This window comes from Bartonella sp. F02 (assembly GCF_026929975.1).
Lineage (GTDB): Bacteria > Pseudomonadota > Alphaproteobacteria > Rhizobiales > Rhizobiaceae > Bartonella.
Genome location: NZ_JANHOK010000002.1, coordinates 116,338 through 139,838 on the forward strand (window position 1 = coordinate 116,338; position 23,501 = coordinate 139,838).

Genomic DNA, 23,501 nt, shown 5'->3' on the forward strand with positions numbered 1-23,501 from the left:
GGCAGGAGGAAAAAAATAATTATGTACGATTTCTTCATAGCCTGGTTATTGCCATTGCTTATTATTATAGGAAAAACACTGCTTCTTTTGGTTGTTTTGTTGATTTTAATTGCTTATTTGCTTTATGCAGATAGAAAAATTTGGGCGGCTGTGCAATTGCGTCGTGGTCCGAATGTTGTCGGTCCTTGGGGGCTACTTCAGTCTTTTGCAGATTTGATTAAATTTGCTGTTAAAGAACCTATTATTCCTTCTGGTGCGAATAAAAGCATTTTTCTTTTGGCTCCCTTTGTTTCTGCTGCGCTTGCTTTATCAACTTGGGCTGTTGTTCCGGTTAATGAAGGTTGGGAGATTGCTCATATTAATGTTGGTTTGCTTTACATATTAGCTATTTCTTCTTTAGAAGTTTATGGTGTTATCATGGGTGGATGGGCATCAAATTCAAAATATCCTTTTTTAGGTGCTCTTCGCTCAGCGGCTCAAATGGTTTCTTATGAGGTTTCAATTGGCTTTGTTCTTGTAACAGTTGTTTTAGTGAGTGGTTCATTAGATCTCACAACAATTGTTTATAAACAAAGTAATGGACTCGGAACAAGTCTTGGATTACCTTTCAGCAGTTTTCTTGATTGGAATTGGTTAATTCTTTTTCCAATGTTTGTCATATTTTTTATTTCTGCGCTTGCGGAAACAAATCGACCTCCTTTTGATTTGGTTGAAGCAGAATCAGAGCTTGTTGCAGGACATATGATTGAGTATTCTTCGACTCCTTATATGCTTTTTTTCCTTGGTGAATATGTTGCTATTGTTTTAATGTGCGCTCTGACAACCATTTTATTCTTAGGTGGATGGTTGCCTCCTTTAGAAGTTTGGTGGCTCAATTGGGTTCCTGGTGTTATTTGGTTTGTTTTGAAAGTGTGTTTTGTATTTTTTGGATTTGCTATGGTTAAAGCATTTGTGCCACGTTATCGCTATGATCAGTTAATGCGGTTGGGTTGGAAGGTATTTCTTCCTATTTCATTAGCAATGGTTGTCATAACCGCTGCTGTCTTAAAGTATACTGGTTTGGCTTAAAAGGAGGTTTTGTATGTCAAGTTTTATTCAGGCGGCGAAATCACTTCTTTTATTAGAGTTTGTAAGTGCTTTTTTCTTGGCGATGCGTCAGTTTTTTTCACCAAAACCTACCATTAATTATCCTTACGAGAAAGGATTTGTGTCACCACGTTTCCGTGGAGAACATGCTTTACGCCGCTATCCAAATGGTGAAGAACGGTGTATTGCATGTAAATTATGCGAAGCAATTTGTCCTGCACAAGCTATTACAATTGAAGCGGGGCCACGGCGTAATGACGGAACGCGTAGAACTGTTCGTTATGATATCGATATGGTTAAATGTATTTACTGCGGTTTTTGTCAAGAGGCTTGTCCAGTTGATGCCATTGTGGAGGGACCAAATTTTGAGTTTGCGACAGAAACACGTGAAGAGCTTTATTATGACAAAGAAAAACTTTTGAATAATGGAGATCGCTGGGAACGAGAAATTTCTCGTAATATATTAATGGATGCACCCTATCGTTAGAGTGTGTTATTAAGTGAGTGATCGAGTGGTTTGCTCGATAAATTGTAATCTGGTATGAGTTTTTATACCGAATGTTTGGATAATAAAGGGGAACTCCATGCTAACAGGTCTGGCGGCGGTGTTTTTCTATTTCTTTTCTTTTATTATGCTTGTAAGTGCAATTATTGTTATTGCGGCACGCAATCCTGTATATTCAGTATTATTTTTAATATTGGTATTTTTTAATGCTGCAGCTTTATTTTTACTTGCAGGAGCAGAGTTTTTAGGTCTTCTGTTATTGGTTGTTTATGTTGGTGCTGTAGCCGTTTTGTTTTTGTTTGTCGTTATGATGCTTGATGTCGATTTTGCTGAATTGAAAAGCGGTGCACTCCGATATGCTCCTATTGGCGCGTTGATTGGTTTGATTGTTATTATTGAGCTTATAGCTGTTTTTTTTAGTAGTCGTTTTTCTACAAGTGCAAAAATTCATATTACACAACCAATGCCAGATTTAGTGCAACGAACCAATACTCAGGCATTAGGAGATATTCTGTATACGAATTATGTTTTTCACTTTCAAATTGCTGGAATAATTTTATTAGTTGCAATGATTGGTGCTATTGTTTTAACGCTTCGTCATAAATCAGGTGTTAAGCGACAATCAATTGCTGTGCAAGTTGCTAGAACAGCAGAAAATGCAATTGAAATTAAAAAAGTTGAATCAGGTAAAGGCATTTAGCGAGAAAATTGTTATGCATATTGGTATTGTTCATTATCTCACTGTTTCTGCAATGATGTTCACAATTGGTATTTTAGGCATTTTTTTAAACAGAAAAAATGTCATTATTATTCTTATGTCAATTGAGTTGATATTGCTGTCAGTTAATCTTAATTTTGTTGCTTTTTCTGCGTTTCTTCATGATTTAGTTGGTCAGATATTTGCTTTGTTTATTTTAACAGTAGCTGCAGCTGAATCTGCAATTGGTTTGGCAATACTTGTTGTTTTTTTCCGTAATCGCGGTTCTATAGCAGTTGAAGATGTTAATGTTATGAAAGGCTGATAAGTGATGTATTATGCAATCGTCTTTCTTCCACTCTTAGGTTTTTTAATTGCTGCTATAGGTGGAAACACTATAGGAGCACGTGCAAGCGAGTTGATAACATGCAGCTTTATGGTTGTTGTTGCGGCATTGTCGTGGATTTCTTTTTTGGGTATTGCTATTGGTCATACTTCAGTAGCTGATGTATTAGTTTTACATTGGGTCACTATTGATGCATTGGTGTTTGATTGGGCATTGCATATTGATACATTAACAGCTGTTATGCTCGTTGTTGTGAATAGTGTTTCCGCATTAGTCCATATTTATTCTATTGGTTATATGCATCATGATCCTTCTAGACCTCGTTTTTTTGCTTACTTGTCTTTGTTTACATTTATGATGCTTATGTTGGTAACAGCTAATAACTTAATCCAAATGTTTTTTGGATGGGAAGGTGTTGGGCTTGCATCTTATTTGCTCATAGGCTTTTGGTTTCAACGTGCTTCAGCTAATAAAGCAGCGATGAAAGCTTTTGTGGTCAATCGTGTTGGAGATTTTGGTTTTCTTTTAGGAATCTTTGCCATTTTCATTTTATTTCAATCAGTTAGTTTTTCATCTATTTTTGCAAAAGCTGCGGACAATGATTTTATGCAAGACATAACATTCTTGGGTTGGCAACTTGATGGATCAATAGCAATTACTGTGGCGTGTCTTCTTTTGTTTGTTGGTGCTATGGGAAAATCAGCACAATTTCTTTTGCATACATGGCTTCCTGATGCAATGGAAGGACCTACACCTGTTTCTGCACTTATTCATGCGGCAACAATGGTAACTGCTGGTGTCTTTATGATTGCACGGATGTCACCAATTTTTGAGCTTTCTTCGATTGCTTTGACAGTGATCACTATTGTTGGAGCGACAACAGCATTCTTTGCAGCTACTGTGGGATTAGTGCAGAACGATATTAAGCGCGTTATTGCTTATTCTACGTGCTCACAACTTGGTTATATGTTTGTTGCTTTAGGTGTTGGAGCATATGGAGCAGCAGTTTTTCATCTTTTTACGCATGCGTTTTTTAAAGCGTTATTATTTCTTGGTGCGGGCTCTGTGATACATGCTGTATCTGATGAACAAGATATGAGAAAAATGGGAGGTCTACGTAAACATATTAAGGTAACTTATTGGATGATGATTGTAGGAACTATTGCGTTAACAGGTGTTGGTATCCCAGGAACACTTTTTGGTACAGCAGGATTTTTCTCAAAAGATTCAATTATAGAATCTGCTTTTGTATCGCATAATATCGCTTCAGGGTATGCTTTTTGGCTTCTTGTTTTTGCTGCTTTATTGACGAGTTTTTATTCGTGGCGCCTTATATTTATGACATTTCATGGTAAGCCACGTGCAACTGTAGATGTTATGCACCATGTTCATGAATCTGCTCCTGTTATGTTGATTCCACTTTTTATTTTATCTATAGGGGCATTATTTGCTGGAGTGGTTTTTCAACCTTATTTTTTTGGTGATCTCTATGAATCTTTTTGGAAAGGTGCGTTGTTTACAGGGAGTCACAATCACATTCTCCATGAGGCGCATAATGTGTTGAATTGGGTAAAATGGTTGCCATGTATTGCTATGGTTGTTGGGTTGGTTTTAGCTTATTTCTTCTATATTTTGTTTCCTTCAACTCCCGATAGACTTGCTCGATTAATGCCTGCATTATATCGTTTTCTGTATAATAAGTGGTATTTTGACGAATTATATAATCTTTTGTTTGTTCGTTCTTCTTTTGTAATTGGTCGTTTTTTTTGGAAAGTGTGTGACGGTAAAATTATTGATGGTTTAGGACCAAATGGTATTGCTGCACGTGTTATTGATATTACAAACAAAGTTATTCGCATACAAACAGGTTATCTTTATCACTATGCATTTGTAATGTTGATTGGTGTTGCAGCGTTGATTACATGGATGATGATCAGGAGTTTGAACTGATGACCGACTGGCCTATTCTTTCTACGGTCACATTTTTGCCGCTTGTTGGTGTGTTTTTGATTGCTTTAATCAAAGATGATAGTGATGCAGCAAAGCGTAATATACGGAATGTGGCATTTTTCACGACTGTTTTTGTTTTTGTCATTTCTTTAGTTATTTGGGCAGGTTTTGATCATACAGACTCTTCTTTCCAAATGGTTGAGAAATTTAATTGGTTAGGAAATGGAATTAGCTACCATATGGGAGTTGATGGTATTTCTGTCCTTTTTGTTGTTCTTTCAGCTTTTTTATTACCCTTTTGTATTTTAGCGAGTTGGAAGACTATTAAAGATAGATTGAAAGCCTATATGATTGCTTTTCTTCTTCTTGAAGTAGCAATTATTGGAGTTTTTTGTGCTCTTGATGCGATGCTGTTTTATGTTTTTTTTGAAGCCAGTCTCATTCCAATGTTTATTATTATTGGTGTTTGGGGTGGAAAACGTCGTGTTTATGCGAGTATGAAGTTTTTCTTATATACTTTATTGGGTTCTGTTTTAATGCTTGTTGCGGTAATGGCGATGTATTGGAAAACAGGAACTCTCGATATACCGACTTTATTAACTTATCAATTTCCTGCACAAATGCAGATATGGTTATGGCTTGCTTTTTTTGCTTCTTTTGCTGTTAAAATGCCTATGTGGCCTGTTCATACATGGTTGCCTGATGCACACGTTGAAGCGCCAACAGCAGGCTCTGTTATTTTAGCGGGTGTCTTACTGAAATTAGGAGGGTATGGGTTTCTTCGTTTTTCTTTGCCTATGTTTCCTTTTGCTTCAGTTTATTTCACACCCTTTGTTTTTACGTTATCACTTGTTGCTATTATTTACACATCATTGGTTGCGCTCGTTCAAAGTGATATGAAAAAACTTATCGCTTATTCATCAATAGCGCATATGGGGTATGTGACGATGGGTATCTTTGCTGCTAATGAACAAGGGATCCAAGGTGCTATTTACCAGATGCTCTCGCATGGTATTGTTTCATCGGCATTATTTCTTTGTGTTGGGGTTATTTATGATCGTCTGCACACACGAGAAATTTCTGCTTTTGGGGGTTTAGTGAATAACATGCCTAAATATGCTGTTGTCTTTTTGATTTTTACTATGGCAAATATTGGTTTGCCAGGAACATCAGGATTCTTAGGTGAATTTTTGACTTTAATAGGTGTCTTTCAAATAAATAAATTAGTTGTTGTATTTGCTACAACCGGCGTTATTTTGTCAGCGGCTTATGCACTTTACCTTTATCGTCGTGTTGTTTTAGGTTCTTTAGATAAAGAAAGTGTAAGAATACTCACTGATTTATCTTCGAGAGAAAAATTCATCCTTTATCCTATGATTGTTCTTACAGTATTTTTTGGTGTTTATCCAACGCCAATTCTTAAAACAACAACATCTGCTGTAAAAGCTCTTGTCAATAAGTTACACTAAATTGAAAGATGGACACTTATGCAAACTGAAATAATAGCTCAATTAGTGTTAATTGCTCCAGAAATTTTAATGGCGTTGGGAGGAATAGCGTTGCTTTTAGTAGGCGTTTACTCTAAAGCGCGTCCCTATTTAATGGTTACTGGTTTGGCAATTTCTCTTCTTATTGTGACTATTATTCTAACAATGTTTTTTTCAGAAAACGGCTTTTTTTACACGAATGCGCTCGTTGTTGATTCTTTTAGTCGTTATATGAAAGTTTTAACATTGATTGGTGCATTATTTGCTCTCATTATGTCTGTTAGTTTTACTTACGTTCAAAAGTTTTCTGTGTTTGAATTCCCTGTACTCGTTCTTTTTGCCACTCTTGGTATGATGCTTATGATTTCAGCTGGTAATATGTTATCTCTTTATATGGGGTTAGAATTACAATCTTTAGCTTTGTATGTTTTAGCTGCAATTAATCGTGATAATGTCAAATCTTCTGAAGCGGGTATAAAGTATTTTGTTTTAGGTGCGTTGTCTTCGGGAATATTGTTGTATGGTATTTCGTTACTTTATGGTTTTACTGGTCAAATTGGTTTTCGTGAAATTGCTTTTGCTTTAAAAGGAGAGGACTTACAGCTAGGGGTTGTATTTGGCATCGTTTTCATTTTAGCTGGCCTTGCTTTCAAAATTTCTGCTGTTCCATTTCATATGTGGACTCCTGATGTTTATGAAGGATCTCCAACACCTATTACAGCATTTTTTGCTAGTGCTCCTAAAGTTGCGGCAATGGCATTAATTATTCGTGTCATTGTTGTTGCTTTTATTCCATTAGAGGAAAGTAATGGTTTTATGCCTGCATGGCAGCAAATCTTGGTATTTATGGCTATTGCATCAATGATTCTTGGGGCATTTGCTGGTATTGGTCAGCGTAATATAAAGCGCTTAATGGCTTATTCATCAATTAGTCATATGGGCTATGCACTCGTTGGTTTAGCTGCTGGAGATATGCTTGGGATAAAAGGGGTTATTCTTTATATGACGATTTATCTTGGAATGACACTTGGTTCATTTGCTTTTATCCTTGGAATGCGATTTAATAATGGACGTGTTGAAAATATTCATGATCTTGCAGGACTAGCAAAAAACAATCCGTTTATGGCTATTATAATGACAATACAGCTTTTTTCTTTAGCAAGTATACCACCTATGGCTGGTTTTTTTGGTAAGTGGTATACATTTTCTGCGGCTGTTCATGCAGGACTGACACCTCTCGTTATTATTGGTATGCTCACTTCTGTTGTTGGTGCCTTTTATTATTTACGTGTAATTAAAGTTATGTGGTTTGATGATGCAAAAGCGAGTTTTGTTGCATTATCAAGCGAACTTAAGCTTTGTCTTACTGTTTCCGCATTGTTCGTTTTATCCTATACATTTTGGGGAGTTTGGTTCTCTGAATTAGCAGAAAAAGCCGCGGCATCATTGTTTTAGTGATTATGGTTTATACATTATCAAATTTTGCAAAAAAACAAAATTATGATCTTGAATCGTACGAAAGTGTTGATTCAACGAACCTAGTTGCGATGCAAAGAGCGAATGATGGTCATCGTGGTTATCTTTGGGTTGTTGCAGAAGAACAGACTAAAGGAAGAGCCAGAAGAGGTAGAGCGTGGAACAGTCCAAAAGGAAATTTATATTCAAGTCTTTTGTTAATTGAGGATATTGTTCCACAAACTGCTGCTCAGCTTGGTTTTGTTGCTGGGGTGAGTATGGTAGAGGCCATTAGCGAATTTATAAAAAGTGACAAACAAATCAATTCTGTTGTTAGTCTGAAATGGCCAAACGATATTTTGCTTGAAGGGGCTAAAAGCTCTGGAATTTTACTTGAGTTTTCTAATTTAAATTCAAAAGAAAGTGCATTAGTTATTGGTATTGGAATGAATGTAAAATATCATTATGAAAGTGCGCCGTATCCTACTTCAAGCTTGAGAAATATTGGTTTAAACATTGATAAAAGGCAGTTATTTTCGGTTTTAACAAAATATTTTGCTAAGAATTATCTCCTTTGGAAACAGGCAGAAGGGCATGCTATCATTCGTGAAAAATGGCTTTCACATTCTGGTCATCTTGGGCAATATATTAAAACAATTAATGGTGATAAAATCATTGAAGGTATCTTTGAGGGCCTTGATTGTGATTTTAACTGTATTGTAAAACAAAAACATGGTCAGAAGGCAATCATAACGGCTGGAGATGTTCACTTTGGTTTAGCTGCTTCTGCTAATACAGGTCTTTAATTCATTTGTAAAATTTTACTTTATTACGAGATTATCCTTTAAATAGCTTAGGAGATATTTATGGCTGTTGCCAATAAAAATGAACTATTTTTTCTTCCTCTGGGGGGAGTAGGAGAAATAGGAATGAATTTAGCTGCTTATAAATTTGGTTCAGAAAAAAACTACGAATGGCTGCTTGTTGATATGGGGGTTAGTTTTGCTGGTCCTGAATTGCCAGGAGTCGATATTGTTTTTCCGGATATTCGTTTTTTAGAAAGTGAAAAAGATAATATACGTGCCCTTATTGTGACACATGCACATGAAGATCATTACGGTGCTGTTCTTGATTTATGGTTAAAATTTAAAATTCCATTTTATTGTACACCTTTTACGGCAGGATTATTAGAAAGTAAAAAGCAGTCGAATTTTGATTTCTGTGAAACTTTATTCAATATTTTTAAGGCGGGCGATCGTTTTCAGATTGGTTCATTTTCAGTTGAAGCCATTGCCGTTAATCATTCGATTCCAGAATCTGTTTCCTTGGCAATTGAAACACCTTTAGGCAAAGTTATTCATACCGGAGATTGGAAGATTGATTATGAGCCTTCTCTTGAAAACAGAACAGATGAAAAACGATTTCGTGCTTTAGGAAAAGAAGGTGTTTTAGCATTACTGTGCGACTCTACGAATGCTCTTCGAGATGGGAGATCACCATCAGAACAACAAGTTAAGGAAAGTCTTTCTGAAATTATTTCGAAAGCTGAAGGTCGAGTTGTTATTGCAACTTTTGCGTCTAATATTGGCCGAGTATGTTCAATTGCTCGTGCTGCTGAAGCTTCTGGACGTAAAATTATGTTAGTTGGGCGTTCTTTGAAACGGAGTGTTATGGTAGCTCAAGAGCTTGGATACATGGATAATTTAGAACCATTTGTTACAGAAGATGAATATGGTTCCATTCCACGAAACAATATTGTTTTGGTTGTAACAGGCAGTCAAGGGGAAACCTGTTCGGCACTCGCAAAACTTTCACGAAATGAAATGAAAAATATTCAACTTTCTTCTGGTGATACAGTTATTTATTCATCGCGGAGTATTCCAGGAAATGAGAAAGCGATTATTGATGTGCAAAATCATTTGATCGATCAGGGAATTATTGTTGTTACAAATGAAGATGCTCTCGTTCATGTTTCTGGTCATCCTCGTCGTCCAGAGCTTTTACAGATGTATGATTGGGTGAAACCGCAGATATTGGTTCCTGTTCATGGTGAAGCGATCCATCTTTCTGCTCATGCAGATTTAGCGCGTAAAGCTGGAATTAAAACTGTTTCTGAAATTAGAAACGGTGATGTGTTGCGCTTAGCACCAGAACCAGTAGAAGTGGTGGATAAAGTATTTGTTGGTCGCATTTACAAAGATAGCAATCTTATTGGTGATAAAGATGAATTAGGAATTAATGAACGTCGCAAATTAAGTTATGTAGGGCATGTTGCAGTTTCTATACATATGAATAGCAAACATGATTTGCTCAATGATATTGGTCTCAACGTTTTTGGATTGCCTAAAAGTGATGGGAAGGGAAAGCTATTGCAAGATATTCTTTTAGATGTTGTAGAAAAGGTTGTTAATAGTATTCCGCGAATTAAACGAAAAGATAACGAGCTTATTCGAGAAGCAATACGACGTGCTGTAAGAGCTACTGTTAATGAAATTTGGGGAAAAAAACCAGTTTGTATAGTTTTTTTACATCGATCAAAATAATAAAATATTTCCCATACAATATGATTTTCTTAATTTAATGTTATTAGGTTTTCTTTATCTGTAAATTCTTTAATATTGTAATTGTTATATTTGCAAGATTTTAGAATGTGGTTATAGATTAGCATATATTGTATTTAAACCGCTCCGATTCGATGAGCCTGATTAGGAGTTAATAATTTTAATGCGTCTTTCTCAATATTTTCTCCCCATCTTAAAGGAAAATCCCAAAGAAGCAGAAATTGTTTCACATAGACTTATGTTGCGTACAGGCATGATTCGACAACAAACATCAGGAATTTATTCTTGGTTGCCATTAGGTAAAAAAGTACTTGATAAAGTTTGCGCGATCATTCGTGAAGAACAAGAACGTGCCGGTGCTTTAGAAATATTAATGCCTACAATTCAAGCGGCTGATCTTTGGCGTGAAAGTGGTCGCTATGATGATTATGGTCTTGAAATGTTACGGATTAAAGATCGTCAAGAACGCGATCTGCTTTATGGTCCAACCAACGAAGAAATGGTAACGGATATTTTTCGTTCATATGTTCGTTCTTATAAAGATCTTCCACTTAATCTTTATCATATTCAATGGAAGTTTCGTGATGAAATACGTCCACGTTTTGGTGTAATGCGTTCACGAGAATTTTTAATGAAAGATGCATATTCTTTTGATCTTGATTATGAAGGTTCTAAAACATCTTATAATCGTATGTTTGTTTCTTATTTACGTACTTTTTCTCGTATTGGTTTAAAAGCAATTCCTATGCGCGCTGAAACTGGTCCAATTGGCGGTGAACTTAGTCATGAATTTATTATTCTCGCTGAAACGGGTGAGAGCGCTATATTTTGTGATAAGAAATTTCTTGAGCTCACTGTTCCGCATGCTTCTGTTGATTTTACGGATAAGGATATTTTAGCTGATATTGTTAAGGAATGGACCTCTTTTTATGCAGCGACAGAAGAAATGCATAATGAAGAAGAGTGGAGTAAAGTTTCTGCAAGTAATCAAATTAAGGCACGTGGTATTGAAGTCGGGCATATTTTTCATTTTGGCACTAAATACTCCGCTCCAATGGGGGCAAAAGTTATGGGGCCAGATGGAAAAGAGCATGTAGTTTCTATGGGATCTTATGGAATTGGACCTTCGCGTCTTGTTGCAGCGGTTATTGAAGCTTCCCATGATGAAAATGGCATTATTTGGCCGAAGTCTATAACACCATTTGATTTTGGTATTATTAATATGAAGCCAGGCGATGATAAATGTGATCACGTCTGTGAAACTCTTTATCAAGGTCTTGTGCGAGCTGGCTTTGATCCCTTATTAGATGATAGTAATGAACGTCCTGGATCAAAGTTTGCAACAATGGATTTGATTGGTTTGCCAATACAAATCATTGTTGGTCCCAAAAATGTTTCGCAAAATGAGGTTGAAATTAAAGATCGAAAAACTGGACTTAAAGAAGTTTTAGCTATTGAAGCTGCTCTTAATCGATTTTCTGTAGTTTAGTAGGCAATGTTATGAGTATTTTTAGGAATCAATGGTTTTCATCTTATGAATGGATGATTGCCATTCGGTATATGATTCCTAATAAAAAACATATGTTTACATCTGTTGTTTCAATTATTTCTTTAATTGGCATTATGTTAGGAGTGTTTGCTTTAGTTGTTGTTATGGCGGTGATGAATGGTTTTCGTACGGAACTTCTCAATCGCATTCTTGGCATGAATGGACACATCGTCGTTCAAGCAGAAGAGACTTATTTTTCTGATTATAACACTCTTATTTCTCATTTAGAATCCATAGATGGCATTAAATTTGCTTTGCCTGTTGTTGAAGGTCAAGCGCTTGTTCAAGGAAATATTGGTGGAGGAACAGGTGCTTTAGTTCGTGGTATGCGTAAAAAAGATTTAGAAAAATTAGAAACAGTTGCTCAAAATATCAAATTAGGAACACTTGCTCAGTTCGATAAAGAAGAAGGTGTTGTTATCGGAAGTGGTTTGGCAGAAAAATTAAATCTTACAATTGGCAGTGATCTTCGTATTATTACACCTGATGGTGATGAAACACCCTTTGGTGTTACTCCGCGTGTTAAAGCTTATAAAGTGATTGCTATTTTTGAAGTTGGAATGTCTGAATATGATTCAATATTTGTTTTTATGCCTCTTCATGAAGCGCAGATGTTTTTTAATTTAGAAAAAAATCTTCAATCTTTGGAATTGTTTCTTCATAATCCTGATACTGTTGATAAAATTAAGCCCATTATAGAGAAAAAAACTAATCAGCCAATTTATTTAATTGATTGGCGTGTACGCAATCAGGCTTTTTTTTCGGCCTTACAAATTGAACGTAATGTGATGTTTTTTATTCTTTCTCTTATTATTCTTGTTGCTGCTTTAAATATTATTTCAGGATTGATTATGCTTGTGAAAGATAAAAGCTATGATATTGCCATTTTGCGGACTATGGGAGCACGTAAAAGCGCAATTATGCGCATATTTATCACAACTGGTATGGTCATTGGATTTATTGGAACGATATTGGGTCTACTTTTAGGAATTATGGCGACAGCAAACATTAATCATATTCAAGATTTTTTATCTTGGTTGTTTGATGTTGATATTTTTAATCCTCAACTTTATTTTTTAACAAAATTGCCAGCACGAATTGAATGGGGACAGACCACAATGGTTGTTTTGATGGCTTTATTATTGTCGTTTCTTGCAACAATTATTCCAGCGTGGAGAGCTGCTAAGTTAGATCCTGTACAGGCTTTGAGGTATGAATAATGTCCGCTGTCTTAGAACTTGTTGAGATTGAGCAGCGTTTTTTTGATAACGATAAGACTCTTGTTATTTTAGACAAAGCGAATTTTGTCCTTAATCGTGGTGAACTTGTCGCGCTTGTTGCACCGTCTGGTGCTGGAAAATCAACACTTCTTCATATTGCTGGACTTTTAGAAAAACCAACATCGGGTGATGTTTTATTACGTGGTATTTCTTGTGCAAAATGTTCTGATAATGAACGAACAGCAATCAGACAAAACGATATTGGTTTTGTTTACCAATTTCATCATTTGCTTCCAGAATTTACAGCTTTAGAAAATGTTATGATTCCGCAAATGATCGCAGGATTTAAAAAATCTATAGCAGAAGAACGTGCATTTAAGTTATTGAGATATCTTCGAGTTGAGCATCGTGCTAAACATCGTCCATCAGAGTTATCGGGTGGTGAGCAACAGCGTGTTGCAATTGCGCGTGCAGTAGCAAATGCACCTTCCGTACTTTTGGCTGATGAACCTACCGGAAATCTTGATCCTGTCACTTCAGCTTATGTATTTCAAGCTTTATCTGCACTTGTTCGTCAGGCCGGAATTGCTGCTCTTATTGCAACACACAATTACGCTTTAGCGAAGCAGATGCATCGTCGTATTACCCTTAAAGGCAGTAAAATTATTGAACTTCCTTAAAAAAAATACATTATGATTTATGTTCACCGAGGAGATTTTATGAAAAATTCGGAAGTTGACCAAAATCAACAGGATATCCGCCGTCGCCGATTGATTTTTCGTGCGTGGCATCGAGGTATTCGTGAAATGGATTTAATTTTTGGACAGTATGTTGATGCTCATATTACTGAAATGAGTGATAAAACTATCACTGAACTTGAATATATTATGTCATTTGAAGATCGCGATTTATTGACATGGTTCACCGGAGAAATTTCACCACCATCTGAGGTTGATAGTCCACTTTTTCGAGATATTGCACATTACCATTCTCGCATAAATTTAATTTGATTAACATGCCTGTATTTAAAAAAATTACCATTCCTCAAAATCTTAAACTCCATACAGTTTTTGATGGTGTTCTTGATGGATTTGAAGCTTTTGCTCTTGCTCAGTTGAGTTTAAAAATTGCTCAAGGAAAACCTCTTGTATATATTGTTCGCGATGGAACAAAAATTGCTAGTTTACAACAAGCTTTAAGTTTTATTGAACCTAATTTGCCTGTTATACAATTTCCTGCGTGGGATTGTTTACCCTATGATAGGGTTTCTCCTGGAATTACTGTTACAGCGCGTCGTCTTTTAGCTTTGGCACAGATGTTAAGTTTGCGTAAAAATCCGCATTCTGCAATTATCTTGACAACAGCAAATGCGATTATTCAAAAATTGCCTCCTTGTTCAATAATTGAGGATCAAATTTTACATGTACGTGTTGGTCAATGCGTTAATATGAATAATTTAGTTCATTATTTAGAACGGAATGGTTTTGAACGTGTTGCGATTGTGCGGGATATTGGTGAATTTGCTGTAAGAGGGGGTATTATAGATATTTTTTCTCCTGGAGAATCTGAGCCTTTGCGTCTTGATTTTTTTGGAGATACCTTAGAAACAATTCGTGTATTTGATTCAGCAACACAACGAACAACAGCTAATCGAACTGAATTTTATTTACAGCCCATGAGTGAAGTTATTCTCACTCCTGAATTAATCAGCCGATTTAAAAGCAATTATCTTCGTACATTTGGAACTCTTAAAAAAAGTGATATGCTTTATGAAGCCATTTCTGAATCACGTCGCTTCGCTGGAATGGAGCATTGGCTACCGCTTTTTTACGAAAAACTTGATAGTTTTTTTGATTACTGCGACGATGTACCTGTTGTTTTTGATCATCTCATAGAAGAAGTGCTTGTTGAGCGTTATCGTCTTATTGAAGATTATTATAGTGCGCGTAAAGAGCGTGAAAAAGATGAAGAGAATTGTAATTCTTATCATCCCATAGACCCTCATCTTCTTTATTTAACACCAGAGCAAGTTTTTGAACATGCACAAAAATTGGGTCAGCGCATTGATTTCACTCCATTTAATGTTCAATCAATTGATAAAAAAACAATTATTCATGCAAATATTAAGTCAGGATATGATTTTGTAAAAGAGCGTAACGCCCCAGATAAAAATGTTTTTTCAAGTGTTGTTGATCATATCACTTCATTACAAGCCACTGGAAAAAAAGTGCTTCTAGCATGTTGGAGTGAAGGATCTATGGATCGTTTGTTACATGTTCTTGATGAACATGGCTTAAAAAAAATAGAGATTGTAAAATCACTGCAAACGATCAAAGCAATACCACGTGATTATATTTTAGCAGCTGTTCTTACGATTGAACACGGATTTGAAAATGAAAATTTTGCAATTATAACAGAACAGGATATTTTGGGTGATCGGCTAATAAGATCATCAAAAAAACGTAAAAATAATGCGCATTTCATTTCTGAAATTAGCACCTTAAATTCTGGTGATATTGTTGTACATATTGATCATGGTATTGGGCAGTTTATTGGGCTTAAAACTATCACTACAGCAGGAATTTTGCGTGATTATCTTGAAATCAATTATTCTGGCGGAGATAGGTTATTTTTACCTGTTGAAAATATTGAACTTTTATCTCGTTATGGATCAGATAACACAAATGTAACATTAGATAAATTAGGTGGCGTGGCTTGGCAAGCACGTAAGACACGGCTTAAGAAGCATCTATTGAAAATTGCTGGACAATTGATCCGTATAGCGGCAGAACGTTCAATGCGAACTGCACCTGTTTTAGTTCCACCAGTCGAAGCATTTGATGAGTTTGTTGCCTGTTTTCCTTATGAAGAAACTGAAGATCAAATGGGTGCTATTGACGCCGTTTTGGATGATTTAGCAGCAGGAAAGCCGATGGATCGCCTCATATGTGGTGATGTTGGTTTTGGAAAAACAGAAGTTGCTATTCGAAGTGCTTTCGTTGCTGCAATGAACGGTTATCAAGTTGCGGTTGTTGTTCCCACTACTTTGCTGGCGCGACAACATTACAAAACTTTTATCTCACGTTTTCAAGGATCTCCTGTTAAAGTTGCTCATGTTTCAAGGCTTGTTAAAACAAAGGAATTAACACAAATCAAAAAAGGTATTTCCGACGGTACAGTTGATATTATTATTGGGACTCATACATTGCTCAATAAATCAGTTAATTTTGCGCGTCTGGGACTACTTATCATTGATGAAGAACAGCATTTTGGTGTTAAACATAAAGAGCATTTAAAAGAACTTAAAAGTGATATCCACGTTCTTACGCTTTCAGCAACTCCTATTCCACGAACTTTAGGACTTGCTTTATCAGGTGTTCGTGAACTTTCATTGATAACAACCCCGCCCATTGATAGAATGGCGGTACGTACTTTTATTTCGCCTTTTGATGCGCTTGTTGTCCGTGAGACATTACTGCGAGAATACTATCGAGGTGGGCAAAGTTTTTATGTTTGTCCTCGTATTTCTGATCTTTCTTATGTAGAGGAATATCTTAAAACACATGTTCCTGAGCTTAAATTCATTGTAGCTCATGGACAAATGCCATCTGGGCAGCTTGATGATATTATGAATGCATTTTATGATGGACAATATGATGTGTTGCTTTCAACAACTATTATTGAATCAGGTCTTGATATTCCAACAGCTAATACATTAATTGTGCACCGTGCTGAAGTGTTTGGTCTTTCTGCTCTTTATCAGTTACGGGGGAGAGTGGGGCGTTCAAAACAACGTGCTTATGCACTTTTTACTTTTCCAGCAGGCAAAGTGTTAACTCCTACCGCTGATCGTCGTCTGAAAATTTTACAATCTCTTGATACATTGGGTGCTGGTTTTCAATTGGCTAGCCATGATATGGATATTCGTGGTTCAGGTAATTTTTTAGGTGAAGAACAATCTGGACATATCAAAGAAGTTGGGTTTGAGCTGTATCAAAAAATGCTTGAAGAGGCCGTTGCTGAATTAAAAGATGAAGCTCATAGTCATGATGATCAATGGTCTCCTCAAATTTCAGTTGGTACAACAGTTATTATACCGGAAAGTTTTGTTCCTGATTTATCTTTACGTATGGCGCTTTATCGGCGTTTAATGGAGCTTGATGATTTGGAGCGAATTAATGAACTAGGCGCTGAGTTAATTGATCGTTTTGGTTCTCTTCCAATTGAAGTTCAGCATCTTCTCAAAATTGTTTATATTAAAGCATTGTGTAAGAAGGCACATGTTGAAAAGTTAGATGTTGGGCCTAAAGGGGTTGTTGTGCAGTTTCGAAATAATCATTTTGAAAATGGAGTTTCTCTTGTTAAATGGATAGGAGAACAAGGCTCAATGGCAAAAATACGAGCAGATCAAAGCATTGTTCTTATTCGTGATTGGCCAACAGTAGATCAAAGACTTGAAGGTGCCGCAGCTATTATGACACAATTTACAGAAATGTTAGAATAACACTGTTCTAAATAATTTTCTGTATTTGTAACTCCAGATTATTGTTTAATTGTTTGAAGAGAAGTGAAAAATATTCACGGATGAGTTTTTTATAATATAATTTATCTCATTAAATTATTTTTCAATAATATTAAGGCTTAATTCTTATAACTTAAAAGAATACTTTAAGTTTTTATTTATTCGCGCCACCACGTTGGGAGACGATATCCATATAACGATGTATAAGTAGGATGCTTAATATATGACCAACGGGCTATCCATTGCTCTGGGACATGATAAAGTGGAATGTAATAACTGCCAGAAATTAAAATTCTATCCAAAGCACGGACTGCTGCAATGAAGTCTTCAGTTGAACGTGCATCCAGCATTGCTGTTATCATGGCATCTATAGCAGGGTCAGATGCTCCGGCAAAATTAAAGCTTCCTTTTAAATTTCGAGAAGCTGATCCCCAACGGTTGATTTGTTCATTGCCTGGCGATAGAGAATTTTTTAATTTTCCAATAATCATATCATAATCAAACATCCCTAGGCGATTTTGATATTGTGTATCATCAACAGTTCTTATTTCAAGTTGAATACCTAGACGTGATAAAGTGCTTTGGAATGCGAGAGCCACTTTTTCTTCATCAAGAGTTTGTGTCATGACTTCAAATTTAAAAAGTCTACCATGAGGCGTTATAGTTTTATAGTTTTTCCTTGTGAATCCTGCTTCTTGTAGAAGATTCCAAGCTTTTTCAGCAATGCGTCTTTCTGCTGCAGGTTCATTTATCTTTGGCATACGCCAACTTCCATCCATTACTTCAGGAAGAACTGATTCAAGGTAAGGTGCTAAAAGTACTTTTTCTCTTTCACTTGCTGGTTTTCCAATTGATGATAGAATAGAGCCATCCCAATATCCTTGTGTTCTCGTGTAGATATCATTAAAAAGATGATGATTGACCCATTCAAAATTAAAAAGCATCGATAGTGCTTGACGTACTCTTCTATCTTTAAAAAGAGCACGTCGTGTATTGAAAACAAAACCAATAACATCAGCGGGTGTTCCTTTTGAAAAACTCTCTTTAATAATTCGTCCTTCTCGAACAGCTGGAAAATTGTAGGAAAATCGCCAACGATTGGGATTTGTTTCAATGAATATATCAATGATTCCTTTTTTAAAAGCCTCAAAACGCGCTGTATCATTGCGAAAATATTCAATTTGTATGGTATCAAAGTTATTTATCCCTTTGTTAACAGAAAGATCCTTCCCCCAGTAATTAGGGTTGCGTTTATAGATAATTCGTTCACCTGGTTCGACGCGATCAATAATATAAGGACCGCTTCCTGGAATTTTAGTTAAGCCGTTTTTCTCAAAGTTCTCAATATTAATAGCGTGTTTTGGTAATACAGGCATAACACTTGCTAAAATTAGCGGAAATTCTCGATCTTTTGAGTGTGAAAAGCGCATTTTAATGGCATGATTGTTGATTTTTTCAACGGATTCTATGCGCTTCATGTAACGAGTGAATGGTGGTCTTGCTTTATCTTTAAGAAGATTAACTGTGAATATGACATCCTCAACAGTTAGAGGTTTTCCATCTGAAAAATGGGCTTTTGGATTAAGGAAAAAGGTAATTTCAGTGCGTTCATCGTTTAGTTCAACTTTTTCTGCTAAAAGACTATAAAGTGTGAAGGGTTCATCACGAGAGCGTACCATCATTGTTTCATATACAAGACTAGAAAATTGTTCATCAGAAAAAAGTCCTCTCGCAGTTGTTCGAAAACTGCGAATAACAAATGGGTTTAAGCCATCAAAAGTGCCAACAACACCATAAGTAATTTTCCCTTCTTTTTTTGCGTTAAGAGACGCATAAGGAAAATGATCAAATTTATCTGGTAATTTTGGCATTCCATGCATTGCAATGCCATTTGCATTGGCTTGATAGAAAGAGAAAGTAATTATGGAAGTGAAAAGAAACTTAAAACAATGAGAGTTATAGAAGAGCATAATTTCTCACTTTCATAGGGTGATTCGTTTATATTATTTTACTTTAGTTTCACTCTGTTGAGGTGTTTTGTGAATACTTTTTTATAAAAGAGAAAAACAATACAAGGGCGTATTATTTGCTAATCTATAAAGATTTTATGTGCTATTTTGTACGTTTTTTTGACTTTCTCTTGATGAAAATAAAAGACATGGAAAAGTGTCGTTTCATTGTTATAGGTTGATATACTTGACTGAAGATTATATTTAATATTCCATATTGATATTGTTATAAAAGCGCATTGAAAGGATTAACTTAATTATGTCGCATAAAAATGCCTATTCTGCTGTTTCAGTTTTGGCTGGAGTCGCTTCTCTTTTTTTGACAGTCCACACTTTTCCAGCGAATGCAGAGAATTTGTCTCAAGGTTGGTATAAAGTTTGTAATAAACAGCAGGATGTTAGTGTTTGTAATACAATGAATACCGTTGTATCGAACACTGGTCAGCCTTTAACAGCTGTTAATTTAGTTGAAATAAAAGGAAAACAAAATGAAAAACGTATAGGAATTCAAGTTCCTACAAATCGTTTTTTACTAGAGGGTGTTCATATTCAAATTGGAAATGATTTCTCTAAAAAAATTCCTTACATTGTTTGTAATGGATCGAGCTGTATTGCTAATGATGCTTTGGATGATAAATTAATTGCTGCTATGAAATCTGGTACGAAAATGACTGTAACTACAGTGAATTTTCGAGGGTCATCTAATCCTATTGAATTCCCTCTTAATGGTTTCACCGCTGCATATACAGGCCCTGGTATAGAAGAAAAAGCTTTTCAAGCAGAACAGCTAAAATTACAAAAAGCTATTCAAGCAAAGCAAAAAGAAATTGAGGATCGTATGCGGGCTGAACAAGAAAAAGTCAAAAACAAAAAATAAGAGAATTCTATAAGAGTTTAAATTTTTATTATTCTCATTAAATTGCCACAGTGTGTTCTGTGGCAATTTTTTATTGATTTAACTTTTTGGGAAAATTTTTCGTTTCCACCAACCAATTCGTTTAGTTTTTGATGTAACGTCAGGTATTGATGACGTAACAACAGGCTCGTCTTCTATTTCTTCAATTTTGGAAAGAGTTTTCTCAACAGATTTTTCTTCTATAGAGTGTTGTTCTAATCGCTCTTTTTCTTTTATTTCTTTCTTTTTGACCGTTTTTCCTTGTGTTTTTTTGAGCGATTTTGAGGCACCTTTAGGAGCTTCTTCAATGAGTTTTTGAGACTGTTTATTGCTTTCTTTTTTATCTTTATGAATAGAATTAGCAACAAGCTCTTCTTCTGTACGTATCTGTGGAGTTATGTTTTGGTTATTTTCAGAAGTTTCTTTTCTTTTGGCAGTTTTTTTAGACCTCATATTACGTTCTTTAGGTTTAGTAACCGTATTCGTTTCTGTTCTTTCGTTTTTCTGTGTGTTTAAATGTTTTTCCTTGTTGATTTTTTTATCCATAAATCCAACAAGTTCAACAGCTGGAATATAACGTTTATTACGATGTTCCGCTTTAATTTCTTCCAAAGCCTGTTTAGAAAAATCTCCAACTGGTTCTGCATAAGGAATACGTGATTGATGCAAACCATTGTTTTGATTGCGATGATTTCCACGTCGTCCACGACGCCGTCCACGGCGGTGAGTATCTTCATCATTATGGGGTGAATTATTATCCACTTCATCTTTATGATTTTTACGCTGATGACTCTGGTTGTTTCCATCTAACAAATTATTTTTTCTGGATTTATTTTCTGTTAATGCCGTATTTTTGATTTCTTCATTACTCTTATTTTTAAGAGTTGATGAAGATTGAGAAATTTTTTCTGCCATTGTTGTTTTGGAAATGATAAGGTGCTGTGTTCCAATACTATCATCTGCCTCTATGCTAATATTAAGCTTAAAGCGTGTTTCTAAATCAACAAGAATATTGCGTTTATGATTGAGCACATAAAGTGCTGTCGTTACAGGTGTACGGACAATAATGTTATAATGTGGATTATGAAGAAGATATTCTTCAATTGAGCGCATGACATGTAAGGCTATTGATGATTCAGAACGTATATTTCCGGTTCCAGCACAATGTGGGCAAGGTTGCGTTGTACTTTCTAAAACTGATACACGAATCCGTTGACGACTCATTTCTAGAAGACCAAAGTGTGAAATATGTCCAACTTGGATACGCGCGCGATCATTTTTTAAACAATCTTTTAATTTTTTCTCAACGAGTTTAATATTACGATTTTCAAGCATATCGATAAAATCAATCACGATTAAACCGGCTAAATCACGCAAACGCAATTGACGAGCTATTTCTTCTGCGGCTTCAAGATTAGTCTGTAATGCTGTTTTTTCAACAGAGTGTTCTTTGGTCGAGCGCCCAGAATTGACATCGATAGCAACAAGTGCTTCTGTTTGGTTAAGAACAAGATAACCTCCAGATTTTAAAGCAACTTGTGGGTGAAGCATTTTATCGAGTTGAGTTTCGACATTATTACGTGTGAAAATAGGAATAGGATCGCGGTAGGGTTGGACAACTTTTGCATGGCTTGGCATAAGCATTCGCATAAAGTCTTTCGCTTCACGATATCCTTGATCTCCAGAAACGAGAATTTCATTGATATTTTTATTATAAAGATCACGAATAGAACGCTTTATTAAGTTGCTTTCTTCATGAACAAGGCATGGTGCATTTGACTTAAGCGTTAGAGTGCGAATGGTGTCCCATAGTCGAGTAAGATATTCATAATCACGTTTAATTTCAGCTTTTGTTCTATTAGCTCCTGCTGTTCGTAAAATAACCCCCATACCCTTTGGAACAGCGAGTTCCTTGACGATTTCTTTAAGACGTTTACGATCTTGTATGTTGGTTATTTTTCGTGAAATACCACCACCACGTGCTGTATTGGGCATTAAAACAGAATAGCGACCTGCCAGTGATAGATAAGTTGTAAGCGCTGCACCTTTATTACCACGTTCTTCTTTGATAACCTGTACCAATAAAATTTGACGTCGTTTGATAACTTCTTGAATTTTATACTGACGTATTTGTTTACGCTGATATGTGGGAATTTCTTCGCGTATATCTTCCGCACCCACCATTTCAATATCATCATTAGAAGTATTTGCATCGAGTGATGAATCCATATCATCCGTTTCTATTACTTCAGATATGATATTTTCCTCATCATCAACATCGGTCGCTATAATTTTATTATTTTTCTGTCCTTTTGTTCTTCTTGAACGTTTTTTATTGGAACTTATTTCTTCAATGAGATCATCTGTATGATTATCATCAACAGCAGCTTTTTCTTCTTCTTCAAGAAGAGCAAGACGATCAGCAATAGGAATTTGATAATAATCAGGATGGATTTCTGAAAATGTTAAAAAACCATGGCGATTACCACCATATTCTATAAAAGCTGCTTGTAATGACGGTTCTACACGCGTGACACGCGCTAGATAAATATTTCCTTTAAGTTGTTTTTTATGTTCTGATTCAAAATCAAGTTCTTCAATTTTGTTGCCGTGAACAACAACAACACGTGTTTCCTCCGGGTGAGAGGCATCGATAAGCATTTTGTTTGACATAAATTAAAATCCTGAGGGCGATGTGCGCAACTCTATTCAAACAAACAATCCAATTGTTCGCTGATAAAAAGAGTTGTTTGCCGTAAAAAGAAAGTGCCGATATTACAAAACAGGTTATCGTACGCAAATGAGTGACAAAATTTACTGCATTTACAATTATCATCCTTATCTGTTTTGTATGACTCATATTTTTTAAAGTCTCCGGCGAAACAATTTTGAAAACAGTTCGAATATCCGAACCAGTGAATTTTAAATAACGCAATCCCACTTTGTGCAGTACGAAGACTTTTATCTATAAAAGTCTCAATTGTAGTACGCAGTAAACCTTCTCAAGACAACATAAACCTTAATTATCAATCGTTTAAAGTCAATATGAGACGGTTATCATCATTTAGGAAGCGTGAATATTCTTTTATGTTTATATCATGCTTTTGGCAAGTAACAATATAAACGTATACCATTATATACACTTATTACTTTAAATTGATTTTTTTTATGCTTATAGTTAAAAGATTCAGACTTTATTTGAAAATATAATGTACACTT

General features: G+C 35.6%; 17 protein-coding genes. 15 read left to right on the plus strand and 2 right to left on the minus strand.

Going from position 1 to position 23,501, the window contains the following annotated elements; genetic code table 11:
* Positions 1-21: 21 nt before the first annotated feature.
* The 14 genes from nuoH (at position 22) to mfd (ending at position 17,360) form a co-directional block, all read left to right on the plus strand.
* Positions 22-1,068, plus strand: a complete 1,047-nt coding sequence (gene nuoH / locus NPY00_RS01960; RefSeq protein WP_269020354.1) for an NADH-quinone oxidoreductase subunit NuoH — start codon at positions 22-24, stop codon at positions 1,066-1,068.
* A 13-nt stretch (positions 1,069-1,081) separates the two neighbouring features.
* Entirely contained in the window at positions 1,082-1,573 is a 492-nt protein-coding gene (nuoI, locus tag NPY00_RS01965; RefSeq protein ID WP_269020355.1) for an NADH-quinone oxidoreductase subunit NuoI, read from the plus strand.
* 97 nt (positions 1,574-1,670) lie between these two features.
* Positions 1,671-2,291, plus strand: coding sequence for an NADH-quinone oxidoreductase subunit J (locus NPY00_RS01970; RefSeq protein WP_269020356.1), 621 nt, complete (start codon positions 1,671-1,673; stop codon positions 2,289-2,291).
* A gap of 13 nt (positions 2,292-2,304) precedes the next feature.
* A complete protein-coding gene (gene nuoK, locus NPY00_RS01975; RefSeq protein ID WP_269020357.1) occupies positions 2,305-2,613 on the plus strand; it encodes an NADH-quinone oxidoreductase subunit NuoK in 309 nt (102 codons plus the stop codon).
* A gap of 6 nt (positions 2,614-2,619) precedes the next feature.
* Positions 2,620-4,584 carry an NADH-quinone oxidoreductase subunit L gene (nuoL, locus tag NPY00_RS01980; RefSeq protein ID WP_269020358.1) on the plus strand — a complete coding sequence of 655 codons (1,965 nt, stop codon included), beginning with the start codon at positions 2,620-2,622 and terminating at the stop codon, positions 4,582-4,584.
* Positions 4,584-6,053 (plus strand): NADH-quinone oxidoreductase subunit M, encoded by a 1,470-nt coding sequence (locus NPY00_RS01985; protein WP_269020544.1) that lies wholly within the window; start codon positions 4,584-4,586, stop codon positions 6,051-6,053. Before nuoL ends, NPY00_RS01985 begins: the two co-directional genes overlap by 1 nt.
* 18 nt (positions 6,054-6,071) lie before the next feature.
* Positions 6,072-7,526 (plus strand): NADH-quinone oxidoreductase subunit NuoN, encoded by a 1,455-nt coding sequence (nuoN, locus tag NPY00_RS01990; protein WP_269020359.1) that lies wholly within the window; start codon positions 6,072-6,074, stop codon positions 7,524-7,526.
* On the plus strand, positions 7,526-8,332 hold the full coding sequence (locus NPY00_RS01995) for a biotin--[acetyl-CoA-carboxylase] ligase (RefSeq protein WP_269020360.1): 807 nt from the start codon (positions 7,526-7,528) through the stop codon (positions 8,330-8,332). Before nuoN ends, NPY00_RS01995 begins: the two co-directional genes overlap by 1 nt.
* Before the next feature lie 60 nt (positions 8,333-8,392).
* Positions 8,393-10,069, plus strand: coding sequence for a ribonuclease J (locus NPY00_RS02000; protein ID WP_269020361.1), 1,677 nt, complete (start codon positions 8,393-8,395; stop codon positions 10,067-10,069).
* Between the two features lie 181 nt (positions 10,070-10,250).
* The gene (gene proS, locus NPY00_RS02005) at positions 10,251-11,576 is read left to right on the plus strand and encodes a proline--tRNA ligase (RefSeq protein ID WP_269020362.1); all 1,326 of its coding nucleotides are present in this window, start codon (positions 10,251-10,253) and stop codon (positions 11,574-11,576) included.
* Positions 11,577-11,587: 11 nt separating this feature from the next.
* Positions 11,588-12,856 carry a lipoprotein-releasing ABC transporter permease subunit gene (locus NPY00_RS02010; protein WP_269020363.1) on the plus strand — a complete coding sequence of 423 codons (1,269 nt, stop codon included), beginning with the start codon at positions 11,588-11,590 and terminating at the stop codon, positions 12,854-12,856.
* On the plus strand, positions 12,856-13,536 hold the full coding sequence (locus tag NPY00_RS02015; protein WP_269020364.1) for an ABC transporter ATP-binding protein: 681 nt from the start codon (positions 12,856-12,858) through the stop codon (positions 13,534-13,536). The genes NPY00_RS02010 and NPY00_RS02015 overlap by 1 nt, the downstream gene beginning before the upstream one ends.
* Positions 13,537-13,575: 39 nt before the next feature.
* Positions 13,576-13,866 carry an FAD assembly factor SdhE gene (locus tag NPY00_RS02020; protein ID WP_269020365.1) on the plus strand — a complete coding sequence of 97 codons (291 nt, stop codon included), beginning with the start codon at positions 13,576-13,578 and terminating at the stop codon, positions 13,864-13,866.
* 5 nt (positions 13,867-13,871) lie between these two features.
* Positions 13,872-17,360 carry a transcription-repair coupling factor gene (mfd, locus tag NPY00_RS02025; protein ID WP_269020366.1) on the plus strand — a complete coding sequence of 1,163 codons (3,489 nt, stop codon included), beginning with the start codon at positions 13,872-13,874 and terminating at the stop codon, positions 17,358-17,360.
* Positions 17,361-17,536: 176 nt separating this feature from the next.
* On the opposite strand, the gene NPY00_RS02030 is transcribed toward mfd, so the two are convergent.
* Positions 17,537-19,348, minus strand: a complete 1,812-nt coding sequence (locus NPY00_RS02030) for an extracellular solute-binding protein (RefSeq protein ID WP_442864021.1) — start codon at positions 19,346-19,348, stop codon at positions 17,537-17,539.
* 298 nt (positions 19,349-19,646) lie between these two features.
* Here NPY00_RS02030 and NPY00_RS02035 point away from each other — a divergent pair, with 298 nt between their 5' ends.
* Positions 19,647-20,264 carry an invasion associated locus B family protein gene (locus tag NPY00_RS02035; RefSeq protein ID WP_269020367.1) on the plus strand — a complete coding sequence of 206 codons (618 nt, stop codon included), beginning with the start codon at positions 19,647-19,649 and terminating at the stop codon, positions 20,262-20,264.
* A 78-nt stretch (positions 20,265-20,342) separates the two neighbouring features.
* Here the strand turns inward: NPY00_RS02035 and NPY00_RS02040 are convergent, their stop codons facing one another.
* A complete protein-coding gene (locus tag NPY00_RS02040; RefSeq protein ID WP_269020368.1) occupies positions 20,343-22,955 on the minus strand; it encodes an Rne/Rng family ribonuclease in 2,613 nt (870 codons plus the stop codon).
* Positions 22,956-23,501 lie beyond the last annotated feature (546 nt).